The sequence below is a fragment of the Kribbella sp. NBC_01505 genome (assembly GCF_045040285.1).
In the GTDB taxonomy this organism is placed as follows: domain Bacteria; phylum Actinomycetota; class Actinomycetes; order Propionibacteriales; family Kribbellaceae; genus Kribbella.
In genome coordinates this window covers 8,729,063-8,745,452 of sequence record NZ_CP109425.1, presented here as the reverse complement: position 1 = coordinate 8,745,452, position 16,390 = coordinate 8,729,063, and the positions used below count along the sequence as shown (strand labels likewise).

Sequence of the window (16,390 nt, the reverse complement as noted above, 5' to 3'; positions counted from 1 at the left end):
AACGAAGAAGGAGGTTCGCGGTGGCGGAAGAATTCGTGGGAGCCGGTTGGGCGTTCCCGCTCCGGACGGATGCGACCGGCTCGATCGCACTGGTTCGTGACGAGCGCGAGATCGCCGAGAGCATCCGTCTGATCCTCGGCACCGCGCCCGGCGAGCGACGGATGCGCCCGGAGTTCGGTTGCGGGATCCACGACCACGTCTTCGCCCCGGCCGATGCGACGACGGCGGGTGCGATCGCCGCCGAGGTGCGGACCGCCCTCGATCGGTGGGAGCCCAGGATCACGGTGCTTGCGGTCGACGTACTGCTGCACGAGGCCGGTCGCGGCATCTTGTACGTCGACCTGCAGTACGCGATCCGCGGTACCAACGATCCGCGCAACCTGGTCTTCCCGTTCTACGTGATTCCGGACCACGCACCGGTGGTGAACAGATGAGCCTGCAGGCGCCACACCTGGACGATCGCGAGTTCCAGGATCTGGTCGACGAGGCCAAGCGTTTCGTGCAGCGCCGGTGCCCGGAATGGACGGATCACAACGTCTCGGATCCGGGCGTGACGCTGATCGAGGCCTTCGCGACGATGGTCGATCAGCTGATCTACCGGCTGAACAGGGTTCCGGAGCGGCACTATCTGCGGTTCCTCGATCTGGCCGGCGTACGGCTCTATGCACCGACCGCGGCGCGAACGCGGGTCACGTTCTGGTTGTCCACGCCACAGCCGGACCCAGTCGCGATCCGGGCTGGGACCGAGGTCGCGACCGTGCGGGACGACGCGACCCGGCCGGTCGTGTTCAGCACGGTCGAGGATCTGGAGGTGCCGCCGGCGAAGCTGGCCGCTGCGGCGACCCAGGCCGCCGGAGCAGCCCCGGCTGATCACACGATGGAGGTGCTCGACGAGCGCCCGTTCGACTGTTTCGCACCCGAGCCGCGGTCGGGCGATGCCTTCTACGTCGGTCTCGACCACCCCGTGCCGTCGTGTGCGGTGCTGCTGCGGTTCGACTGTCAGGTCCGCGGTATCGGCGTCGATCCGACCGATCCGCCGATCAGATGGGATGCCTGGACGGGAGACAGTTGGACCCCGTGCGTCCTCGAGCACGACCAGACCGGTGGCCTGAACCGGTCGGGCGATGTCGTCGTTCACGTGCCGCCCGGCCACCAGAGCTCGGTCATCGCACAGCAGGCGGCGTCCTGGCTGCGCTGCAGCATCGTCGAGTCCGAACCCCAGCAGACCTTCTACAGCCGCTCTCCGCGGATCGAAGGGCTCTACGCGGCCACAGTCGGTGGTAGCACGACCGCCGTACATGCCGAGCTCGTGGAGTCCGAGGAGCTCGGCCAGAGCGACGGCAGTCCTGGCCAGGTGCTCGACCTGAATCGCCCGCCTGTCGTCCGGGTTGATGCCGATGAGGTTCTCGAGGTCGCGGACAGCTCCGGATGGCAAACCTGGACACAGGTCGAGAGCTTCACCGAGTCGACCGCCGCTGACCGGCATTTCGTCCTCGACCGGCATCGTGGGCAGGTAGTGCTCGGCCCGGCGGTCCGGCTGGCCGACGGCAACCTGCAGCAGTACGGCGCGACGCCGCCGAAGGGTGCCACCCTGCGGATCAGCCGCTACCACACCGGCGGTGGGGTCGTCGGCAATGTCGCGGCCAGAACGCTGCAGGTGCTGAAGAGTTCGATCCCGCACGTTGCGACCGTCGGCAACCGGGATCCCGCGGTCGGCGGTGTCAACGGTGAATCGGTGGCCGACGCGATGGTGCGCGGGCCGCTCGAGTTCCGGACGCGGGATCGCGCGGTGACCGCCGCGGACTACGAGTTGCTTGCCCGGAAGGCAGCCCCGGAGCTGGCCCGGGTGCATTGTGTTCCGGCTGGCGTCGGGCAGGGCGAAGCCGGGTTGGCGAGGTTGCTCGTCATACCGAAGCTGACTCATGACCCGGACGCACAGCTAGAGTTCGTGCAGCTGCGGCCGTCCGACGAGGTCCTGGCGCGAGTGGCCGACTTCCTGGAGGAACGTCGCACCCTCGGGACCCGGTTGCTGGTTGAGCCGCCGTTCTTCCGCGGAATCACTGTCGTGGCGCGGTTGACGGCGCAGCGCAACGTGTCGGCCCGCCGGTTGCGCGCGGCCGCGGCTGAGGCGGTGTATCGCTTCCTGGACCCCCTGTACGGCGGATCGCGGGAGACCGGTTGGCCGTTGGGGACCGATGTTCGGGTGGCCGATCTGCACGCCTGTTTCGGTCGGCTGGAGGGCGTTGAATCTGTCGACGACGTCCGGCTGTTCGTCGCGGATCCGGTGCTTGGAACCCGGCAGGCCGAACCTGTGCAGCGGCTCGAACTCGGTCCGACCGAGCTGCCGTTCTCCTACGAGCACCAGGTGCAGGTCCAATGAGTCGCAGAGTGATCGAAGGACTGGCGAGCCCCTATCCGATGCTCGATCTGCTGCCGGGGATCTACGCCGAGGACCGGCTGACCGCCGGTCTGCTGGCCGCGCTCGATGAGGTACTCGCGCCGATCGTGCTCACGCTGGACAACCTGCCGGCGTACCTGGACCCGGCGCTGACTCCTGCTGACTTCCTGCCGGTCCTGGCGTCCTGGGTGGCTGCGTTCAACGATCCGGATCTCGAGGATCACTTCGAGCGGGATCTGGTCACCGGTGCGATCACCATGCACCGCAAGCGCGGGACGGCCGACGGGTTGGCCGGGACCATCGAGCTGGCCTGCGGGATTCGGCCGGAGATCGAGGAGTCCGGCGGTACGGCGTGGTCCGCGGAGCCGGGCGCCGAACCGCCGGGCAGTTCCGAGCCGCGTCTGGTCGTGCGGCTCCAGGTCCCGGAGACCGTTGCCCCAGGCCCTGATCTCGGTGACGTGGTGACCCGGATCGTCGAAGGACTCCGGCCGGCCAATCTACCGGCCCGGGTCGAACTCAGCGGAGGAACCCGATGATCGTCTGTACCCGATGTGGCGAGCACAACGAGGAGGCCGGTACGGCGTTCTGCACCCGCTGCGGCGTCTTCCTCGAATGGGAGGGGGAGACCGCGGTTGCCACACCGACCGTCGACCAGCCCGATTCACCGGTCGTCGCTTTGCCAAAGGCCGAACGGCCCGCCGATATCCAGGGCGACGCGCGGCAGCCGCAGGAGGCGAAGACCCGCCGATCGCCAAGGATCCGGCCGCCGGTCGAAGCGCCGACCGGATCGCAGATCTGTGGCGGCTGCGGGATGCCGAACCAGCCGGATCGGCATTTCTGCGCAGGCTGTGGCTATTCGCTCGCCGAGGCCACCGTCGTCACTCGTCCGGCTTGGTGGCGCCGGATGCTCGGTCGCGAACGCCGCTATGACGTCGGCGCCCGGCTGTCCTCGCCCGGCCGTGTCACGCGGAGGCTTCGAACTGTCTTCCGCGCGGTCCTGGCCGGTGGTGTGATCGCAGGGATCGGCGCCCTCGCGGGCCCGTACCGGAGTGTGGTCGTCAACAGCTATCACTCCGTCCAGAACTCCCTGAGTGGTCCGCAGGTCGTGCGTCCGCAGCAGACCTCGGCGAATTCCACCCGCAAAGGACATCCGGCGAGCTTCGCCTTCGACGGCGCGACCACGACGTACTGGGCGCCGGACAAGGCCAAGGGTCCGGCGGTTCCGTGGGTCCGTGGTGTCTTCGCGAAGCCGGTCAAACTGGTTGCTGTCGGCATCACTCCGGGCGTCTCCGTGCAGACCCCGGTGTTCGTCGCCGCGACCCGGCCGGCCGAGATCGAGGTCATCGTCGCCACGGACGGCGGGGGGAGCGTCGTACGGAAGTTCACGTTGGTCGATGCGGCAGGCTTCCAGCGCCTCGAACTCAAGGTGCCGGCGGCCAAGTCTGTTCAGGTCGCCGTGGTCTCAAGCCTGGGCAAGAGCCCCACCGTGGTGACCGCGATCACCGAGCTCGAGTTCTTCGCGGAGCGCTGACGCCGAGATCGGCCAGGATGTCGGCGTAGCGCTGCCGGGCTTGTGTCTCGGCAGCTGCGTCCGACAGTGACTGGTGCGCCGCGATCAGCAGCCGCCACCCCTGATCCCGGTACGGGTCGGTGTGGACCGCCCGTTCGGCGGCCGCCGCGGCTGCGACACCGTCGCCGGCCCGCAGCTCGAGCTCGGCCAAGCCGATCGCGATCCGGGCGGCCTCACCCGTGAACCAGCTCCGCTCGTCGAGCACCCAGTCGGCCGGGCCGTCGCCCGGCAACAGCTCGCCGCCGTATGTGTCGAGCGCCGTACGCATCAGTCTTCGCCGCTCGTGCAACGGGCCGTCGGAGCGGCGGCGGAGTTGCGTGGCGGCATCACGAAAGACCCTGGTGTCGCAGTAGCTTCCAGCCGGGGCATCGAAGACGTACGCCGAACCTGTCCGGCGGACCAGCTGTGATTGCCCACGGCCCGCATCGGGCTCGAGCAGCTTGCGTACCGTCGAAACGGCGACCTGCAGACTCCGCCGCGCGGCCTCTGGCCGCAACGTCGGCCAGAGCGATTCCATCAGGATCTCTTCGTGCACAGGTCTCCCGGCGTGCGCGGCCAGCAACCGCAACAACTCCCGCGCCTTCGGCCGGATCCCGCTCAACTCGACCGGTGCACCGGCCATCGCGATCCGGAACTCGCCGAGGCAATGCACCTCTACCGGTGGAACCGCACTACTCGAACGCAAGAGAAACACCAGCTCCGAAGACGTCACCTGGGGGGCGGTCATGGTTCCGTCGATCCAATCTCCGGCGAAGCCGGCTCATCAAATCCACCAACACCGACTACTACGTCAAGCGGCCGCTTGACGGTTCCCGCTCACCCCGTCCAACCGGGCAACTCCGTTGCCCCAGACACCGTCCAATGTCCCCTCCGCTGCACACGGTTCCCACCTCGATGCTGTCCCCATGACCGCGTCCACCAGATCGGCCGCCGGTGACGCGTCGACCACCCACTTGCTGCGCCGGATCGAGATCGTCGCCGCCCGGGCCGTGGAATGGGTCTCTGACCGTCGGATGGACGACCCGCGCAGAGACGACCTGATGCGGGGCCTATATCTGACACGGGAGGACGTCCTGCACGTTTCGGAACAGTCGCCGTACCCACCGTCGTTCGCGCAAAGTGGTCGGTCACTCGACGCTCAGTTGGCACGAGTCGAGGCAGAGGCAGACACGCTGGAGGCGGCTGGCGAGGCCCTCCGCATCCGGGGACTGAGCCGGACGTTCGGACTGTCCGCGAGTGAGTGCGACCTGCTGATGATCGTCCTTGCGCCGGAGCTCGATCGGCGCCTGGAGCCATGCTTCGGCTACCTGAACGACGATGTCGGGCGCAGACGGGCAACTCCTTCACTGGCCCTGCCGCTTGCCGGCCTCTCGCTGATTGAGGATCGCGGGCTCTTGGCCCCGGACAGCGCGCTGCTCTCTGGGGGACTGATCGTCATGGAGGACTCTGGCCGGCCGTTCCTGAGTCGGGAGATGAGAGTGCCGGATCGTGTCTGCCGGCATCTGCTCGGAGACGATCGTCCCGAAGCGGCGGTTGCGGATCTCCTGTCCACTGAGCTACCCCACCTCGTCGGTGATTCCTCGTCGCTGGCGCAGATCCTCGGAAATACCTCTCGGCTGTGCTATCTGCGGGGGGAGTTCAGCGCCGGAAGTGGATGGGCGCGGGCCGCGTTTGCGGCCCTAGGCTCTCCCGCCTTGGTACTTGACCTCGGACGGTCGAGCAGTCTGGCGGGGATCGACGAGATCGCATCAGCAGCACTGCTGGAAGCGCGTCTGTCGGCACGCGGGCTTGTCGTAGGTCCGATCGACGGCCTTGAGTCGCCTGCAGCCGTGCGGAAGATCGCTGAGCTGCCCTGGCCAGTTGTTCTCCTGGGCAGCAGATCCTGGGATTCACGGTGGGCCCGCGACACCCCGTTGGTTCTCGATGTGCCTCCTTTGGTCGAGGAGACCCGACGCAACTTGTGGCGGACGTTGCTCGCTGGTCGTTGTGCCGACGATGTCGATCCCGGCCTGGCGGCCGACATGTTCGCGCTAAGCCCTGATGGCGTGGCGCGGGCAGCGCTCGGGGCCTGGCTCAGAGCGTCCTTCGACGGACGGCTCGTCGAATCTGAGGATGTGAGACACGGCGCCCGGAGCCAGAACAGCTCCGGACTGGAGCAACTTGCCTACCGGATCACGCCCGAGGTTTCTTTGGCCGAGCTCGTGCTGCCGGACGAGGAACGCGACCTGGTGGCCGAACTGGTGATCCGAGCGCGGCAACGCTCGACCGTCCTCGACAACTGGGGCCTGCGGCAGACCGGGCGCCGCGGCGACGGAATTTCGGCGTTGTTCTCCGGACCACCCGGCACCGGGAAGACCATGGCGGCGGAAGCGGTAGCCGGCGAGCTGGGACTCGAGCTGTACGCGGTCGAGCTCGCGACCGTGGTTGACAAGTACATCGGCGAGACCGAGAAGAACCTCGAAAGAATCTTCCAGCAGGCCCAGAGTGTTAACGGGATCCTCTTGTTCGACGAGGCCGATGCTCTGTTCGGCAAGCGGTCCGAGGTGAACGATGCCCGCGACCGTTACGCCAACGTGGAGGTTGCCTACCTCCTGCAACGCATGGAAGCCTTCGACGGCCTTGCAATCCTCGCGACCAACTTGCGGATGAATCTCGACGAGGCATTCACTCGCCGCCTCGACGTCATCGTCGACTTCCCCCTGCCCGATGTCGACCAACGACTGCGCCTGTGGAGGCGCAGTTTCGGCACGGCCACGCCCCTGGCAGCGGACGTCGATCTCGAATACTGTGCGGCCACATTCGAATTGTCCGGTGGCGACATCCGGAATGTAACGCTTTCTGCCGCCTACCTGGCGGCTGATGCGCGACGTTCGGTGCTCATGAGCGACATACAGCGAGCGGTCGAGCGGGAGTACCGCAAGCTGGGACGGCTGTTCATCGCCGCCGACGTGCACGCGGACCCGGCCTTGGTACGTGGTTGATGTCCGAACCAGCGCTCGATCAGGCGAAGCAGAGAGCAGAACGTGCTAAGGAGAGGGCGGGCACGGCGTCGCAGGTCCAGTCGGGGACCGCCGCACCCGCCGGCCAGTTGCGCAGCTTGCAGTCCACCGCGGGCAATGCCGCCGTAACCTCGGCCATGGATGCTCGGTGGGATGGTGAACTCGACGGCGGGATGTCTGGCGGGGACGACTTCGTCGGACCGGACCCGGACCTGGCCCCGACTGCCAGCCAACCAAGCGGCAACGAATCTGGCGCCGAGTCGTTCCCAGACCCCGCTGCGGCGACTGGACGGGATGTCACCGCCCCTGCCGGTCTCAATCCCCCGTCGGGGTCACCGCCTGACGGTTCGGCGATGTCGACCGATCCAGGGAATACCGGTCCGGGAGCGACCTCGTCGGTCGAGTCTGCCGTGACTTCATCAGGTCCGGACAGCAGCGCCGCAACGGACTCCGCGGCGCCTGGTCCGCAGACGAGTGTCGAGGACCCAGCGTTGAGTTCGAGCGATGCCGGTGCGGGCTCCGCTGCAGACGCGGTGTCGGTCCTGTTGGAGCTGGACGAGCATCAACGATGGGGTGCAGCGGCGCAGGAAGTCGGTGCCGCTGGATCGGCGTCGCGAGCTGCGTTTGTCGGCAAGGCCATTTTCGGATCCGATGGATTGTCAGGCGGTCTCCTTGAAGGCGCAGCGGGCGGCGCGGCACTGACTCTGGGTTCTCGGGTTTTGATCCGGCTCCTCTCCCGCAAGGTTCCGGTCGACGTGATCCAATCATTGATCGGTGGCACGCTGGGGCTGGTCGGCACCGGTCAGGGAATCTTCGGCTCTGAGGTTGCCGACAAACTGTCTGGCATGGGCAAGGGCGAGGGATACGACTACGCCGCGAACATCGTCGAGGGTCTGGTGTCGATACTCGACATGGCCGGCAACCTGTCCGATGTGGTCGGCCTGGTGGCGGCGGCCATCGCAGCGATCGCCTGGGCGTCTGCGCCGCCGACGTTCGGTGGGACCGCGCCCGGTGCGGCCGGTGCGACCTCAGTGATGACAACAGCCGGCACAGTCTCAGCTGTGCTCGGGCTGGCGAAGATGGCACTCACACCGGTGGCCGCCGTACTGCGGGCATTGCACACCTTCACCGATACGTCTGACCCGCGCAGCGTTCAGGCGAAGGGAGCCCAGTTGTCCAACGCGGCGAAGGGTGTCGGCAGCATCCTCGGCAGCCTCGCCGGGACCAAGGCCGCGGGTAAACTCGCCGACGTTACCCCGGCGGGCAGGAATAAGAAGTTCGTGGCGAATCCTGCCGGCGCGGTACGGCGGGCCGATCCACCCGCGATGCCACAGGTTGTCGCGGTGCCACCCGCGCAGGGCCTGGACGTGCACAATCTCGCTGGCCCGATTGAGGTTGGTCCGCGCGTGTTCGTCAGCGGAGATACCGGCGATCTGGCTGGCCCGATCAAGGTCGGCCCCGAGATCAGACCGGGGGCACGTAGCCCCAGTACGTCCGACCTTCCAGTACCACAGCCCGTACGGCCGGGACCGGATGCGGTCAGTCCGATCGAGGTCAAGACAGCGCCCGGTCGCGGCGCCGCGAGTACGCGGACGGCCTCGGTCGACCACAGCACTGGGTCTGGCGCGGCGCCCGAGTTCGGACCCGGGGGCGTGCCGTGGGGCCTGCCAGCTGAAGACATTCGGTCCCGAGCACAGCTGAAGAGCTCCGAGATCATGGAACGGAAGCCGCTCGGCGGGCCGTCGGTCGAAGACTGGGACGCCACCAACGATGGAACCAGCGCTGGCGGTCTGCTCAGCAAACTGTGGACCAAGGACGACCCCGCAGCAGAGCCGGCGACCGATGAGGCGCATGCTCACGTAGATGGGGCGCTGCAGTCTCGAGCCGGTACTTTCGTCGAGCGGGTCAATCCCCAGTACGAGGATCCACCGGGCACGCCGGAGCAAGTCGAAGCGATGCGGGCCGAGATCAATCAGCTTGCCGCACATCGCGAAATCGCAGTCCAGGACGCGCGGGACGCCACCGGCGACGAGGCTAAGGCTGCCGGTCAGCTGAGTCAGATGGCGACGCTCGACACTGCCCTCGGAAACGCCCAAGTGGCGACCGGAGCGCACCTGTCGGATGTTTCTGGGACCACTGCACAGAACCGATCACAGCAAGGCCGGCAAACCGAGGCGAATCAGAAGATTCAGGAGTCCGCGGGCAGCATGTCCGGCCTCGGTGGCGGTATCGCGATGCTCGGCGGATGGGAGTCAGGAGCGAACATGCTCGCGAGCGTCCTGCGCATGGCGGCAACTGTCGTCCCGTCGGCCGAGAGCTGGGCCGTAAAGTGTGCTCAATCGGCGAACGACGCGAAGTCCCTGGGGGCACAGCTGGGAAAGGCCCAGACGACTGTCACCGGACTCCAACAGCAGGGACCGCAGCAGTTGAATCAACTGAAGGCGCATGAGGATGCGCTGACGGCGGAAGCGCGGCGGGGTGCCGAGTCGACAGCTGGATTCGAGGCAGGCAAGGCTCAGTTGGCCGCGAAGGCGGCGGAGGTTCAGGACGTGCACGCCACAGCTACGGTGAACAAGGGGAAGGCCGAGGCAGATGCCGCCGAAGCCGCGGAGGCGGCGCAACTCCGACAGCAACAACACGACACCCTCGCGGCTGAGCTGCAGGCGTGGGCCGGACGCCATCATGAAGCTCGAGTCAGAGCCGTGCACGAGACTGCGGCCAGACTCGAAGCCGAGGGATACCAGATCGTGGAAACCAGCGCATGACGGTCGACTTCGATCGGGCTGGCGACCTCGTCGTCGCTGGACAGCTCAAGTTGGCGCTACAACTCCTCGACGACGGCGCATTCGCTCATCGTCTCGATGACCCGGCCGAGGCTGCTGACGCCTACTACCTGGCCGCCGGACTCTGTCGACTGCTTGGCGACAATCCCGGAGCGATCGATCGCGCGCGGGCAGCGATCGGTGTCGACGCGGATCCAATCATCACCTTGCGCGCAACGATGCTTGTTGCGTCGGCGGCAGTCGCCTCGGGCGACCGCTCGGAGGTCCTGGCGGCGCTGCCGCCGGCCAAGGCCGGGGAGGACGTCGTACAGCGCGCACTGTTGACCGCGCACACCGCGCTCGAAGACGGAGCACTCAAGGAAGCGGTTCGGGCCGCGGTCGTCGCGCGTCGTCAAGCTCTTCAGGATGTCGAGCCGCTGGGCTACCTTACGGCGGTGCTGATTGCCGCTCAGGCCACCGAACGCCTGGGCGATCGGCTCAGCGTCTACCGTCTGCTCGCGACTGCAAAGGCCACCCTCACCGATCTGCTCGGCGCCGAGGCGGCGGCCGCGCTGGTCGAGCCGGAACTGGTGGCGTTGCGCAGCAAGTGGGGCGCTGACGAGTTCGGGCGGGTCAAGGCTGCCCAGGTGCGGCATGGCGGGGTCAGATGAGGCCTTCTCGGACTGCGTAGGCGACTGCGTGGCAGCGGTTGCGGAGTTGGAGACGGTTGAGGAGGTCGTGGAGGACGTTCTTGACGGTGCGTTCGGAGTAGGCGAGTTCGCGGGCGATCTCGTGGGTGGGGAGGCCGTCGGCCATCAGGCGGAGGACGTTTGTTTCGCGGGTGGTGAGTCCGGTGTGGCCGATGCCGCGGGGGGTGAGGACGTTGCGTTGCAGGCGGGAGACCTGGTTGAGGAGTAGGCCGAGGACGTCGGGTGGGAGGCTGCCTTGGCCGGTGGCGGCGGCTCTCAGGACGGAGACGATGCGTTCGGGGGACGCCTCGGCGCGGGGGACCAGGCCGCAGACGCCTGCTTCGACTGCGACGAGGAGCTGTTGGTCGTCGATCTTGGGGACGACGAGGACGATCCTGCGGCGGCCGAAGTCGTGGAGAGTCCGGATCCGTTCGGCCACGTCGGCATCGAAATACTCGGCGACGGCCAGGGCGACCACTTCGGCCGGATCTGCGGCGGGGTCACCGGCCACCTGCATTGACAGCTCGGGGCGGTACCGCAGCGTCTGGAACATGCCGGCCTCGGACAAGGCATCGGTGGAGTGGATCCGGACGGACACGCGCTCGGACATGATCTACCTTCTGATCGGCGGCGAATGGGCGGAGGGCCGTTTGGTTGCCTCATCGACCAGTTTCCGTCGCCCACTTCGCCTGCACTCAACGTGCACTCATCGCCGTGGCGGGTATCCGGGCTGCCCCAACGGTTGCCCGTTCCGCCGGGGTCGGCGACCGGCCCGGATCCCTAGCGTTCGCCTGTGTCTACTACTGCCTATCTGGATCAAACCGACCTGGCCATCCGGCCCGGCGGAACTGTCGCATGCCTGGTGCAAGTTACCAACCACAATTCGGTCGTCGAGTCGTACACGTTGACGGTCGGCGGTGACCTGGCGCCGTACTCGACCATCGAACCTGCCACCCTGTCCCTCTACCCGGGCACCGAGGATTCGGCCACCGTGCTGATCACGTTGCCTGAGGACACGGCGATCGCGGCCGGGGAGGTGCCGCTGGCCGTCGTCGTCCAATCCACCGAAACCGGCGAGGTCGTCGTACCGGAAGCCGTCGTTCTCGTCGAGCCCCTCGATGCGGTCACCGCCGAGCTGACCCCGCGGACGTCGCACGGCCGCCGACGTGCCCGGCACCGGCTGGCGATCGACAACAGGGGCAACCGCCCGGTCGACGTCACCTTCGCCGGCAAGGACCCCGAAGCGGTGATCGACTTCAAATTCACCCCGTCGTCGCTTCGGGTCGCGCCCGGTACGGCGGCGTTCGTCAAGGTCCGTGTTCATCCGTTGGAACGGCATTGGCGGGGACCGGCGATCACCCGGCAGTTCTCGCTGTCGGCGCTCGCTGTCGGACGGGCCGGTACGCCGACGCGTCCGGATCAGGGGCCGTTGGCAACCGTCGACGGGGCGATGGTCCAGGACGCCACGTTACCCAGTTCCTTGGGGAAGACGGTGGGCGCGCTCGTCGCCACGGCCGCCGCTGTGGCTGCCGCGTGGCTGTTCGTCCTGAAGCCGGCTATCAAGTCGACCGCGGAAGAGGCCGTCAGCAAGCCGGTCAGCCAGATCGGGCAGCAGGCATCGCAGGCCAAAGACGCAGCCGACAAGGCGCAGCAGGCGGCGGGGGAGGCCGGGAAGAAGACTGTCCCGACTGTCGACCCCTCGAAGCAGAAGGCCGAGGACGAGGCCCAGCGCCAGCGTGACGAGCTTGAAAAGGCGCAACAGCAGGCCCTGCAAGGGACGCCGTTCGACAAGCATATCTCGGTGACCGCCAATGCGGCGCAGGTGAAGACGGGGACGTTGTTCACGGTGCCGAAGGGCAAGATCCTGCGGATCACCGACCTGGTGTACGAATCGCCCGGTGACGTCGGCATCATCGAGGTGCTCCGCGACGAGCAGATTCTGTTCAGCCTGCAGACGCAGACCTTCCGGGACGGGTTCGATCAGCACGTCGTCTCGCCGATCATCTTCACCGAGGGCCAGAAGCTGCTGATCCGGCTTCGCTGCACCACGCCCGCACCCGGCGACTCCCAGTGCCGCAACGGGGCGTACGTCGGTGGTTCCCTCGCCGCCACGCCGCCTCCGGTACCGAAGCCCACATCCACTCCGACCCCTGGCTGAACCAGTCAGCAAAGAAAGGGCGGCTCCCCGAGGGGAACCGCCCTTTCTTGTTGCGCCGAATCAGCCGCGGCTGAGGAAGGCCGGTGGTTGACCTGTCCGTGGAATCACCAGTACCGGCGTGCTGCGGACCTCGGACGCACCGGCCGGACTCGCGATCAGCTCTCGCGAGCCCAGGACGTCCCGGCGAACCACCAGGACCGGGACGGTGAAGTTGCCGGCGGCATCGGTCCGAACGGTGCTGGTCCCGTTGCCCTGGGACCAGACCAGCTTGACCTCGGTGTTCGGCGCGAAGCCGGTCCCGGTCGCGGCCGCCGTACGCCCTGGCCGGATCATGAACGGTTCTACCGTCAGCACCGGCACCGCTGTTGCCCCGGTCACCGTCACAGTCGCCGCCGCGGGATCGCGTACGCCGGCTTGTGTTGCCTGCCCGCGGATCTGAACTGCACCGCTGCGTTCGCCGACGACGTTCGGCTTGAACCGCACGTCGACCGAACACGATGCTCCTGCGGGCAGCAGTCCGCACCGCGAGGACACCGGGAACTCGGCCGACGTACCGCTGGCGGAGATCCGCAGCGGGACCGATCCGACATTTCGTACGACGGCCTGCTGCACCGGACTGATACTCGCCAACGCCTGCTCCGCAAACGCGATCCGCGGTGGCGAGACCGACAAGGCCGCAACTCCCGGGGCCGGTGGCTGACCCGGTCCCGGCGGCTCGGTCGGATCCAGGCCGGACCCGGACAATGCCACGGCCACCGGCTCCTGGACAGCAAATCCCTGTCGCGTCGCAATGCTGAGTGTTCCCGGTGCCGCTCCACCCTTCGTCGGCCGGAACGAGACCGTCACAGTGCAGGACTCCCCGCGCCGCAACAGATCGCAGTCACTCGACTCGACCTTGTACGGCGCCGGCGCCGCTGCCGGTGCAACCTGAATCGCACCGCGGCCAGTGTTGCTCACGGCAACCGCCAACGGTCCGCCGGTGACTCCCAGCGGCAGGCGGCCGAACTCCAGCGATGCGGGATCGACACCAGCGTTGCCGGCCCGGCGTACGACGTAGCTTCCCAGCGTGCCGTCAGCGACCAACGCACCCGTCGACTGGAAGGCGACGTACGCGCCGAACTCATCCACAGTCGGGCTGAAACTCTGAACGTCAGGCGCTGTGGACCCGTCCTGGCGAACCGACACAAGTTCGTTGCCCCGCTCGCCGACCCCGGTGAAGTCCGCCTCGACGTTCCGGACATACATCTGCTCACCTGTGGTTTCGTCAGCTGTCAGGTCGCTCCCACGCGATGTGAAGGCGACTGTGGTGCCATCGCCTGACAGTGCTGGCTGGCTGCTTCGTGCTCTCGCCTCCTGCTGTGGGTCGTTCGCCCGTGCCGACGCGAGCACGGTTCGTCCGAGATCGAGATCTCGAACCCGCACCTGCGAGTTGTCCGCGGAGTTCGGCGTGACGAACGCGACGCGTTGACCACTACGCGACAAGGACGGTGCGACCGCATCACCATTCGGCGGCTTCCCATTGTCGAGCAGCCCGACTTCCTCGACCGCGCCGGTACTGCGGTCCAATCGCAGAACCCTGTCCCGGCCGTCATTGTCTTCTCTGGTCTGGAAGGCTACGTAGCGGCCGTCCCCGCTGACAGACGGGCTGACGGCCTCGATGATCGAGCCGTCGATGTCGAGATTGACGATGCCCGGACCTGGGTTGCTGGGATTGGCGAAGTCACCGGTCCCCGTGCTGTCTGTGCGGGCGAGCCAGACGTCCTGGATGGCTAATGCTTCGAAGCGGTACGACTGGCCGAGGGCGGTGCCGTTCTCGCGGAACAGTTGCATGTCGGCCATGAAGGCGCCGACGTTCGGTCCACGGAAGGCGACGTACGCCGTGCACTGGGCGCCGGGGTTGAGCAGGCCGGTGGGGTTGCAGGGGGGTGGGCCGGCGTCGGGCTGGTCCGGAGTCACGAGGTCGAAGGTGCAGTCGGGTGAGTTGAGGGCGAGGCCGACGGAGGTCTCGGTGTCGGTGTTGGTCACGACGATGCTGGTGAAGCCGCTACGGCCGACAGGTACGCTCATTCCAGGGGCGCCCAGGTTCCCGGCGTTCGTGACGGAGGACGATCCGAAGCCGGCGCGCTGGCCGGGCACGAGGTCGGAGCAGGCCGCCGCCGCGGACTCGCGCCGCGGTGGCTGTGGAGCGGGGCATGCCACCTCGGCGATCATCGGCACGAGAGTCCGGGCATCGGGAGTCGCGCCTTGGGTCTGCAGGGTCGCGAAGAACGTCGTACAAGTCGGTGCCGGGAAGGTCAGCGTCACGTCGACAGTGCATGTCGCGCCGGCGGCCAGTTTGCCGGTGCAGGTACTGGTCGAGGAGAACGCCGTGGCCTGAGGGCCACCAATCGTGGGTGGGCCGGAGAAAGTCACGTCCCGATTGGCGGTCACCGTCAGGTGGGCCTGGGACGTATCGCCCGGCGTACCGCGGGTGTCGAAGTCGACGAACGGGTGGTCGCGATCCACGCTCGACCCGTCGACCGCGATCCGGAGCGCCGGCGAGTGCGGGTCGAGGCGGGCGGGAAACACGATGGTCTTGCCGTCTCGAGCCATCGCACCAGGACCACACTCGAACGTGATGCCCTCGCCGCGGCACTGCAACATCCGCTGGAACTCAAGGTCGCTCGGCGTGCCGGTGACCTGATGGGGCGGTCCCGGCTTGGACCGGTCGGCGACGAAGATCTGGCTGGTTTTGTTGACCCCCGCAAACCCGACCAGCCGTCCGTCGGAAGACATCACCGGCTGACTGTTGGCTTGGAAATCGGAGACCACCTCGTCCTTGTCGGTGAGCTGGTCGTGCATCACGATCCGGTCGTTCGCCCCGTTGAGCGTCGTCTCCAGTTGAGCGGCCACGAAGCGACCGTCCCCGGAGATCACCGGCCCGGCCGTCGACGTGGACACCTGACGGATGTCGATGGGTTCGGCCGCGACGGAGCGGCGTGGAAGCAGAACGATCAACGCGGTGGTCGCGACGGCCGCGGCGGTCACGACAGCGATAAGGCGGAAGCGCACAGAGTTCACCGCCCGAGTGAACTGCCCGATGTGCGGTTGGGGGCAGAGTGCGTTGGCCCCCCAACGGGGCAACTTGCCTGCCCGATCGGTCGTCTCGACCAGGGCGTGGCGGCGTAGTAGTACGGGTCGTGGTGGACGATCTCGATCATGATGCGGTCGGGATCTTCGAAGGCGAGCGTGTAGTAGCCACGCCGATAGCCGAGCTCGACCAGACCGTCACCCAGCAGGTCGATGCCGAGAGCATCGAGACGGGCAGCCATGTCGTCGACAAGTTGCCTGCCGGCTACCGCGAGCGCGAGGTGCCCGAGGCCGATCCCGCGCCGGTGGTAGCCGCGATCCTCGTACGCCGCGCTGACCGGACAGAGCACGATGACCGCGTCCCTGCAGTTGGACAGTCTGGCGTACTCCTCGCTGCTGTCCGCTGCCACGAACCCCAACGGCGCAAGCGCTGTCTGGTAGAAGCTGACGGATCTCTGGAGGTTCGACACGTTCAACTCGACATGACTGATCACTTCAAGAACGTAGCCCAGCTGCCTAGCCGATGTCGTTTGAATCCGATCGTCGAGTCCGCTACATACCAATCGAGCCGGCACCATGCTGGGGGCACCTGATGCGGTCGGCAACGATAGGTACCTTGATCTTGCGCTTCGGGCGGCATAGATGTTGCAGGCGGTCACGATCGAAGATCGGGATTCCGCGAACTGGCCGGCACAGACGGGGAATAGCCGTAGCTACGCACGTTGGTGCAACGGATCCGCTGTGG

The 16,390-nt window shown here is 67.2% G+C and carries 12 protein-coding genes; 8 read left to right on the top strand and 4 right to left on the bottom strand.

What is annotated here, in order from left to right:
• The first annotated feature begins 20 nt into the window (after positions 1 to 20).
• The 4 genes from OG474_RS41100 to OG474_RS41085 are packed head-to-tail and all read left to right on the top strand — an operon-like array spanning position 21 to position 3,929.
• Complete coding sequence (locus OG474_RS41100; protein WP_405059078.1) at positions 21 to 434, top strand: GPW/gp25 family protein; 414 nt, start codon at positions 21 to 23, stop codon at positions 432 to 434.
• Positions 431 to 2,380, top strand: a complete 1,950-nt coding sequence (locus OG474_RS41095; RefSeq protein WP_405059077.1) for a putative baseplate assembly protein — start codon at positions 431 to 433, stop codon at positions 2,378 to 2,380. Before OG474_RS41100 ends, OG474_RS41095 begins: the two co-directional genes overlap by 4 nt.
• Positions 2,377 to 2,934, top strand: coding sequence for a phage tail protein (locus OG474_RS41090; RefSeq protein ID WP_405059076.1), 558 nt, complete (start codon positions 2,377 to 2,379; stop codon positions 2,932 to 2,934). The genes OG474_RS41095 and OG474_RS41090 overlap by 4 nt, the downstream gene beginning before the upstream one ends.
• Entirely contained in the window at positions 2,931 to 3,929 is a 999-nt protein-coding gene (locus OG474_RS41085; RefSeq protein ID WP_405059075.1) for a discoidin domain-containing protein, read from the top strand. The genes OG474_RS41090 and OG474_RS41085 overlap by 4 nt, the downstream gene beginning before the upstream one ends.
• Here the strand turns inward: OG474_RS41085 and OG474_RS41080 are convergent.
• On the bottom strand, positions 3,898 to 4,695 hold the full coding sequence (locus OG474_RS41080; protein WP_405059074.1) for a BTAD domain-containing putative transcriptional regulator: 798 nt from the start codon (positions 4,693 to 4,695) through the stop codon (positions 3,898 to 3,900). The two genes, OG474_RS41085 and OG474_RS41080, sit on opposite strands and share 32 nt — an antisense overlap.
• Positions 4,696 to 4,873: 178 nt before the next feature.
• Between OG474_RS41080 and OG474_RS41075 the strand changes: the two genes are divergently transcribed.
• The 3 genes from OG474_RS41075 (at position 4,874) to OG474_RS41065 (ending at position 10,400) form a co-directional block, all read left to right on the top strand.
• Complete coding sequence (locus tag OG474_RS41075; RefSeq protein ID WP_405059073.1) at positions 4,874 to 6,949, top strand: ATP-binding protein; 2,076 nt, start codon at positions 4,874 to 4,876, stop codon at positions 6,947 to 6,949.
• Between the two features lie 773 nt (positions 6,950 to 7,722).
• Positions 7,723 to 9,732, top strand: coding sequence for a hypothetical protein (locus OG474_RS41070; protein ID WP_405059072.1), 2,010 nt, complete (start codon positions 7,723 to 7,725; stop codon positions 9,730 to 9,732).
• Positions 9,729 to 10,400: a hypothetical protein gene (locus OG474_RS41065; RefSeq protein WP_405059071.1), complete on the top strand. Its 672-nt coding sequence runs from the start codon at positions 9,729 to 9,731 to the stop codon at positions 10,398 to 10,400. The genes OG474_RS41070 and OG474_RS41065 overlap by 4 nt, the downstream gene beginning before the upstream one ends.
• Here OG474_RS41065 and OG474_RS41060 read toward each other — a convergent pair.
• Positions 10,393 to 11,028 carry a response regulator transcription factor gene (locus OG474_RS41060; protein WP_405059070.1) on the bottom strand — a complete coding sequence of 212 codons (636 nt, stop codon included), beginning with the start codon at positions 11,026 to 11,028 and terminating at the stop codon, positions 10,393 to 10,395. The genes OG474_RS41065 and OG474_RS41060 overlap by 8 nt on opposite strands.
• 183 nt (positions 11,029 to 11,211) lie before the next feature.
• On the opposite strand from OG474_RS41060, the gene OG474_RS41055 reads away from it, so the two are divergent.
• Complete coding sequence (locus OG474_RS41055; RefSeq protein ID WP_405059069.1) at positions 11,212 to 12,576, top strand: hypothetical protein; 1,365 nt, start codon at positions 11,212 to 11,214, stop codon at positions 12,574 to 12,576.
• A 60-nt stretch (positions 12,577 to 12,636) separates the two neighbouring features.
• Here the strand turns inward: OG474_RS41055 and OG474_RS41050 are convergent, their stop codons facing one another.
• Complete coding sequence (locus OG474_RS41050) at positions 12,637 to 15,636, bottom strand: choice-of-anchor D domain-containing protein (protein WP_405059068.1); 3,000 nt, start codon at positions 15,634 to 15,636, stop codon at positions 12,637 to 12,639.
• Positions 15,633 to 16,139, bottom strand: a complete 507-nt coding sequence (locus tag OG474_RS41045; RefSeq protein WP_405059067.1) for a VOC family protein — start codon at positions 16,137 to 16,139, stop codon at positions 15,633 to 15,635. The genes OG474_RS41050 and OG474_RS41045 overlap by 4 nt, the downstream gene beginning before the upstream one ends.
• Positions 16,140 to 16,390: the final 251 nt, after the last annotated feature.

What these genes read in the sequence shown, in the direction of transcription:
- OG474_RS41095 (WP_405059077.1), top strand. Translation starts at nt 431, where the DNA reads ATGAGCCTGCAGGCGCCACACCTGGACGATCGCGAGTTCCAGGATCTG.
- OG474_RS41090 (WP_405059076.1), top strand. Translation starts at nt 2,377, where the DNA reads ATGAGTCGCAGAGTGATCGAAGGACTGGCGAGCCCCTATCCGATGCTC.
- OG474_RS41085 (WP_405059075.1), top strand. Translation starts at nt 2,931, where the DNA reads ATGATCGTCTGTACCCGATGTGGCGAGCACAACGAGGAGGCCGGTACG.
- OG474_RS41080 (WP_405059074.1), bottom strand. Translation starts at nt 4,695, where the DNA reads ATGACCGCCCCCCAGGTGACGTCTTCGGAGCTGGTGTTTCTCTTGCGT.
- OG474_RS41075 (WP_405059073.1), top strand. Translation starts at nt 4,874, where the DNA reads ATGACCGCGTCCACCAGATCGGCCGCCGGTGACGCGTCGACCACCCAC.
- OG474_RS41065 (WP_405059071.1), top strand. Translation starts at nt 9,729, where the DNA reads ATGACGGTCGACTTCGATCGGGCTGGCGACCTCGTCGTCGCTGGACAG.
- OG474_RS41060 (WP_405059070.1), bottom strand. Translation starts at nt 11,028, where the DNA reads ATGTCCGAGCGCGTGTCCGTCCGGATCCACTCCACCGATGCCTTGTCC.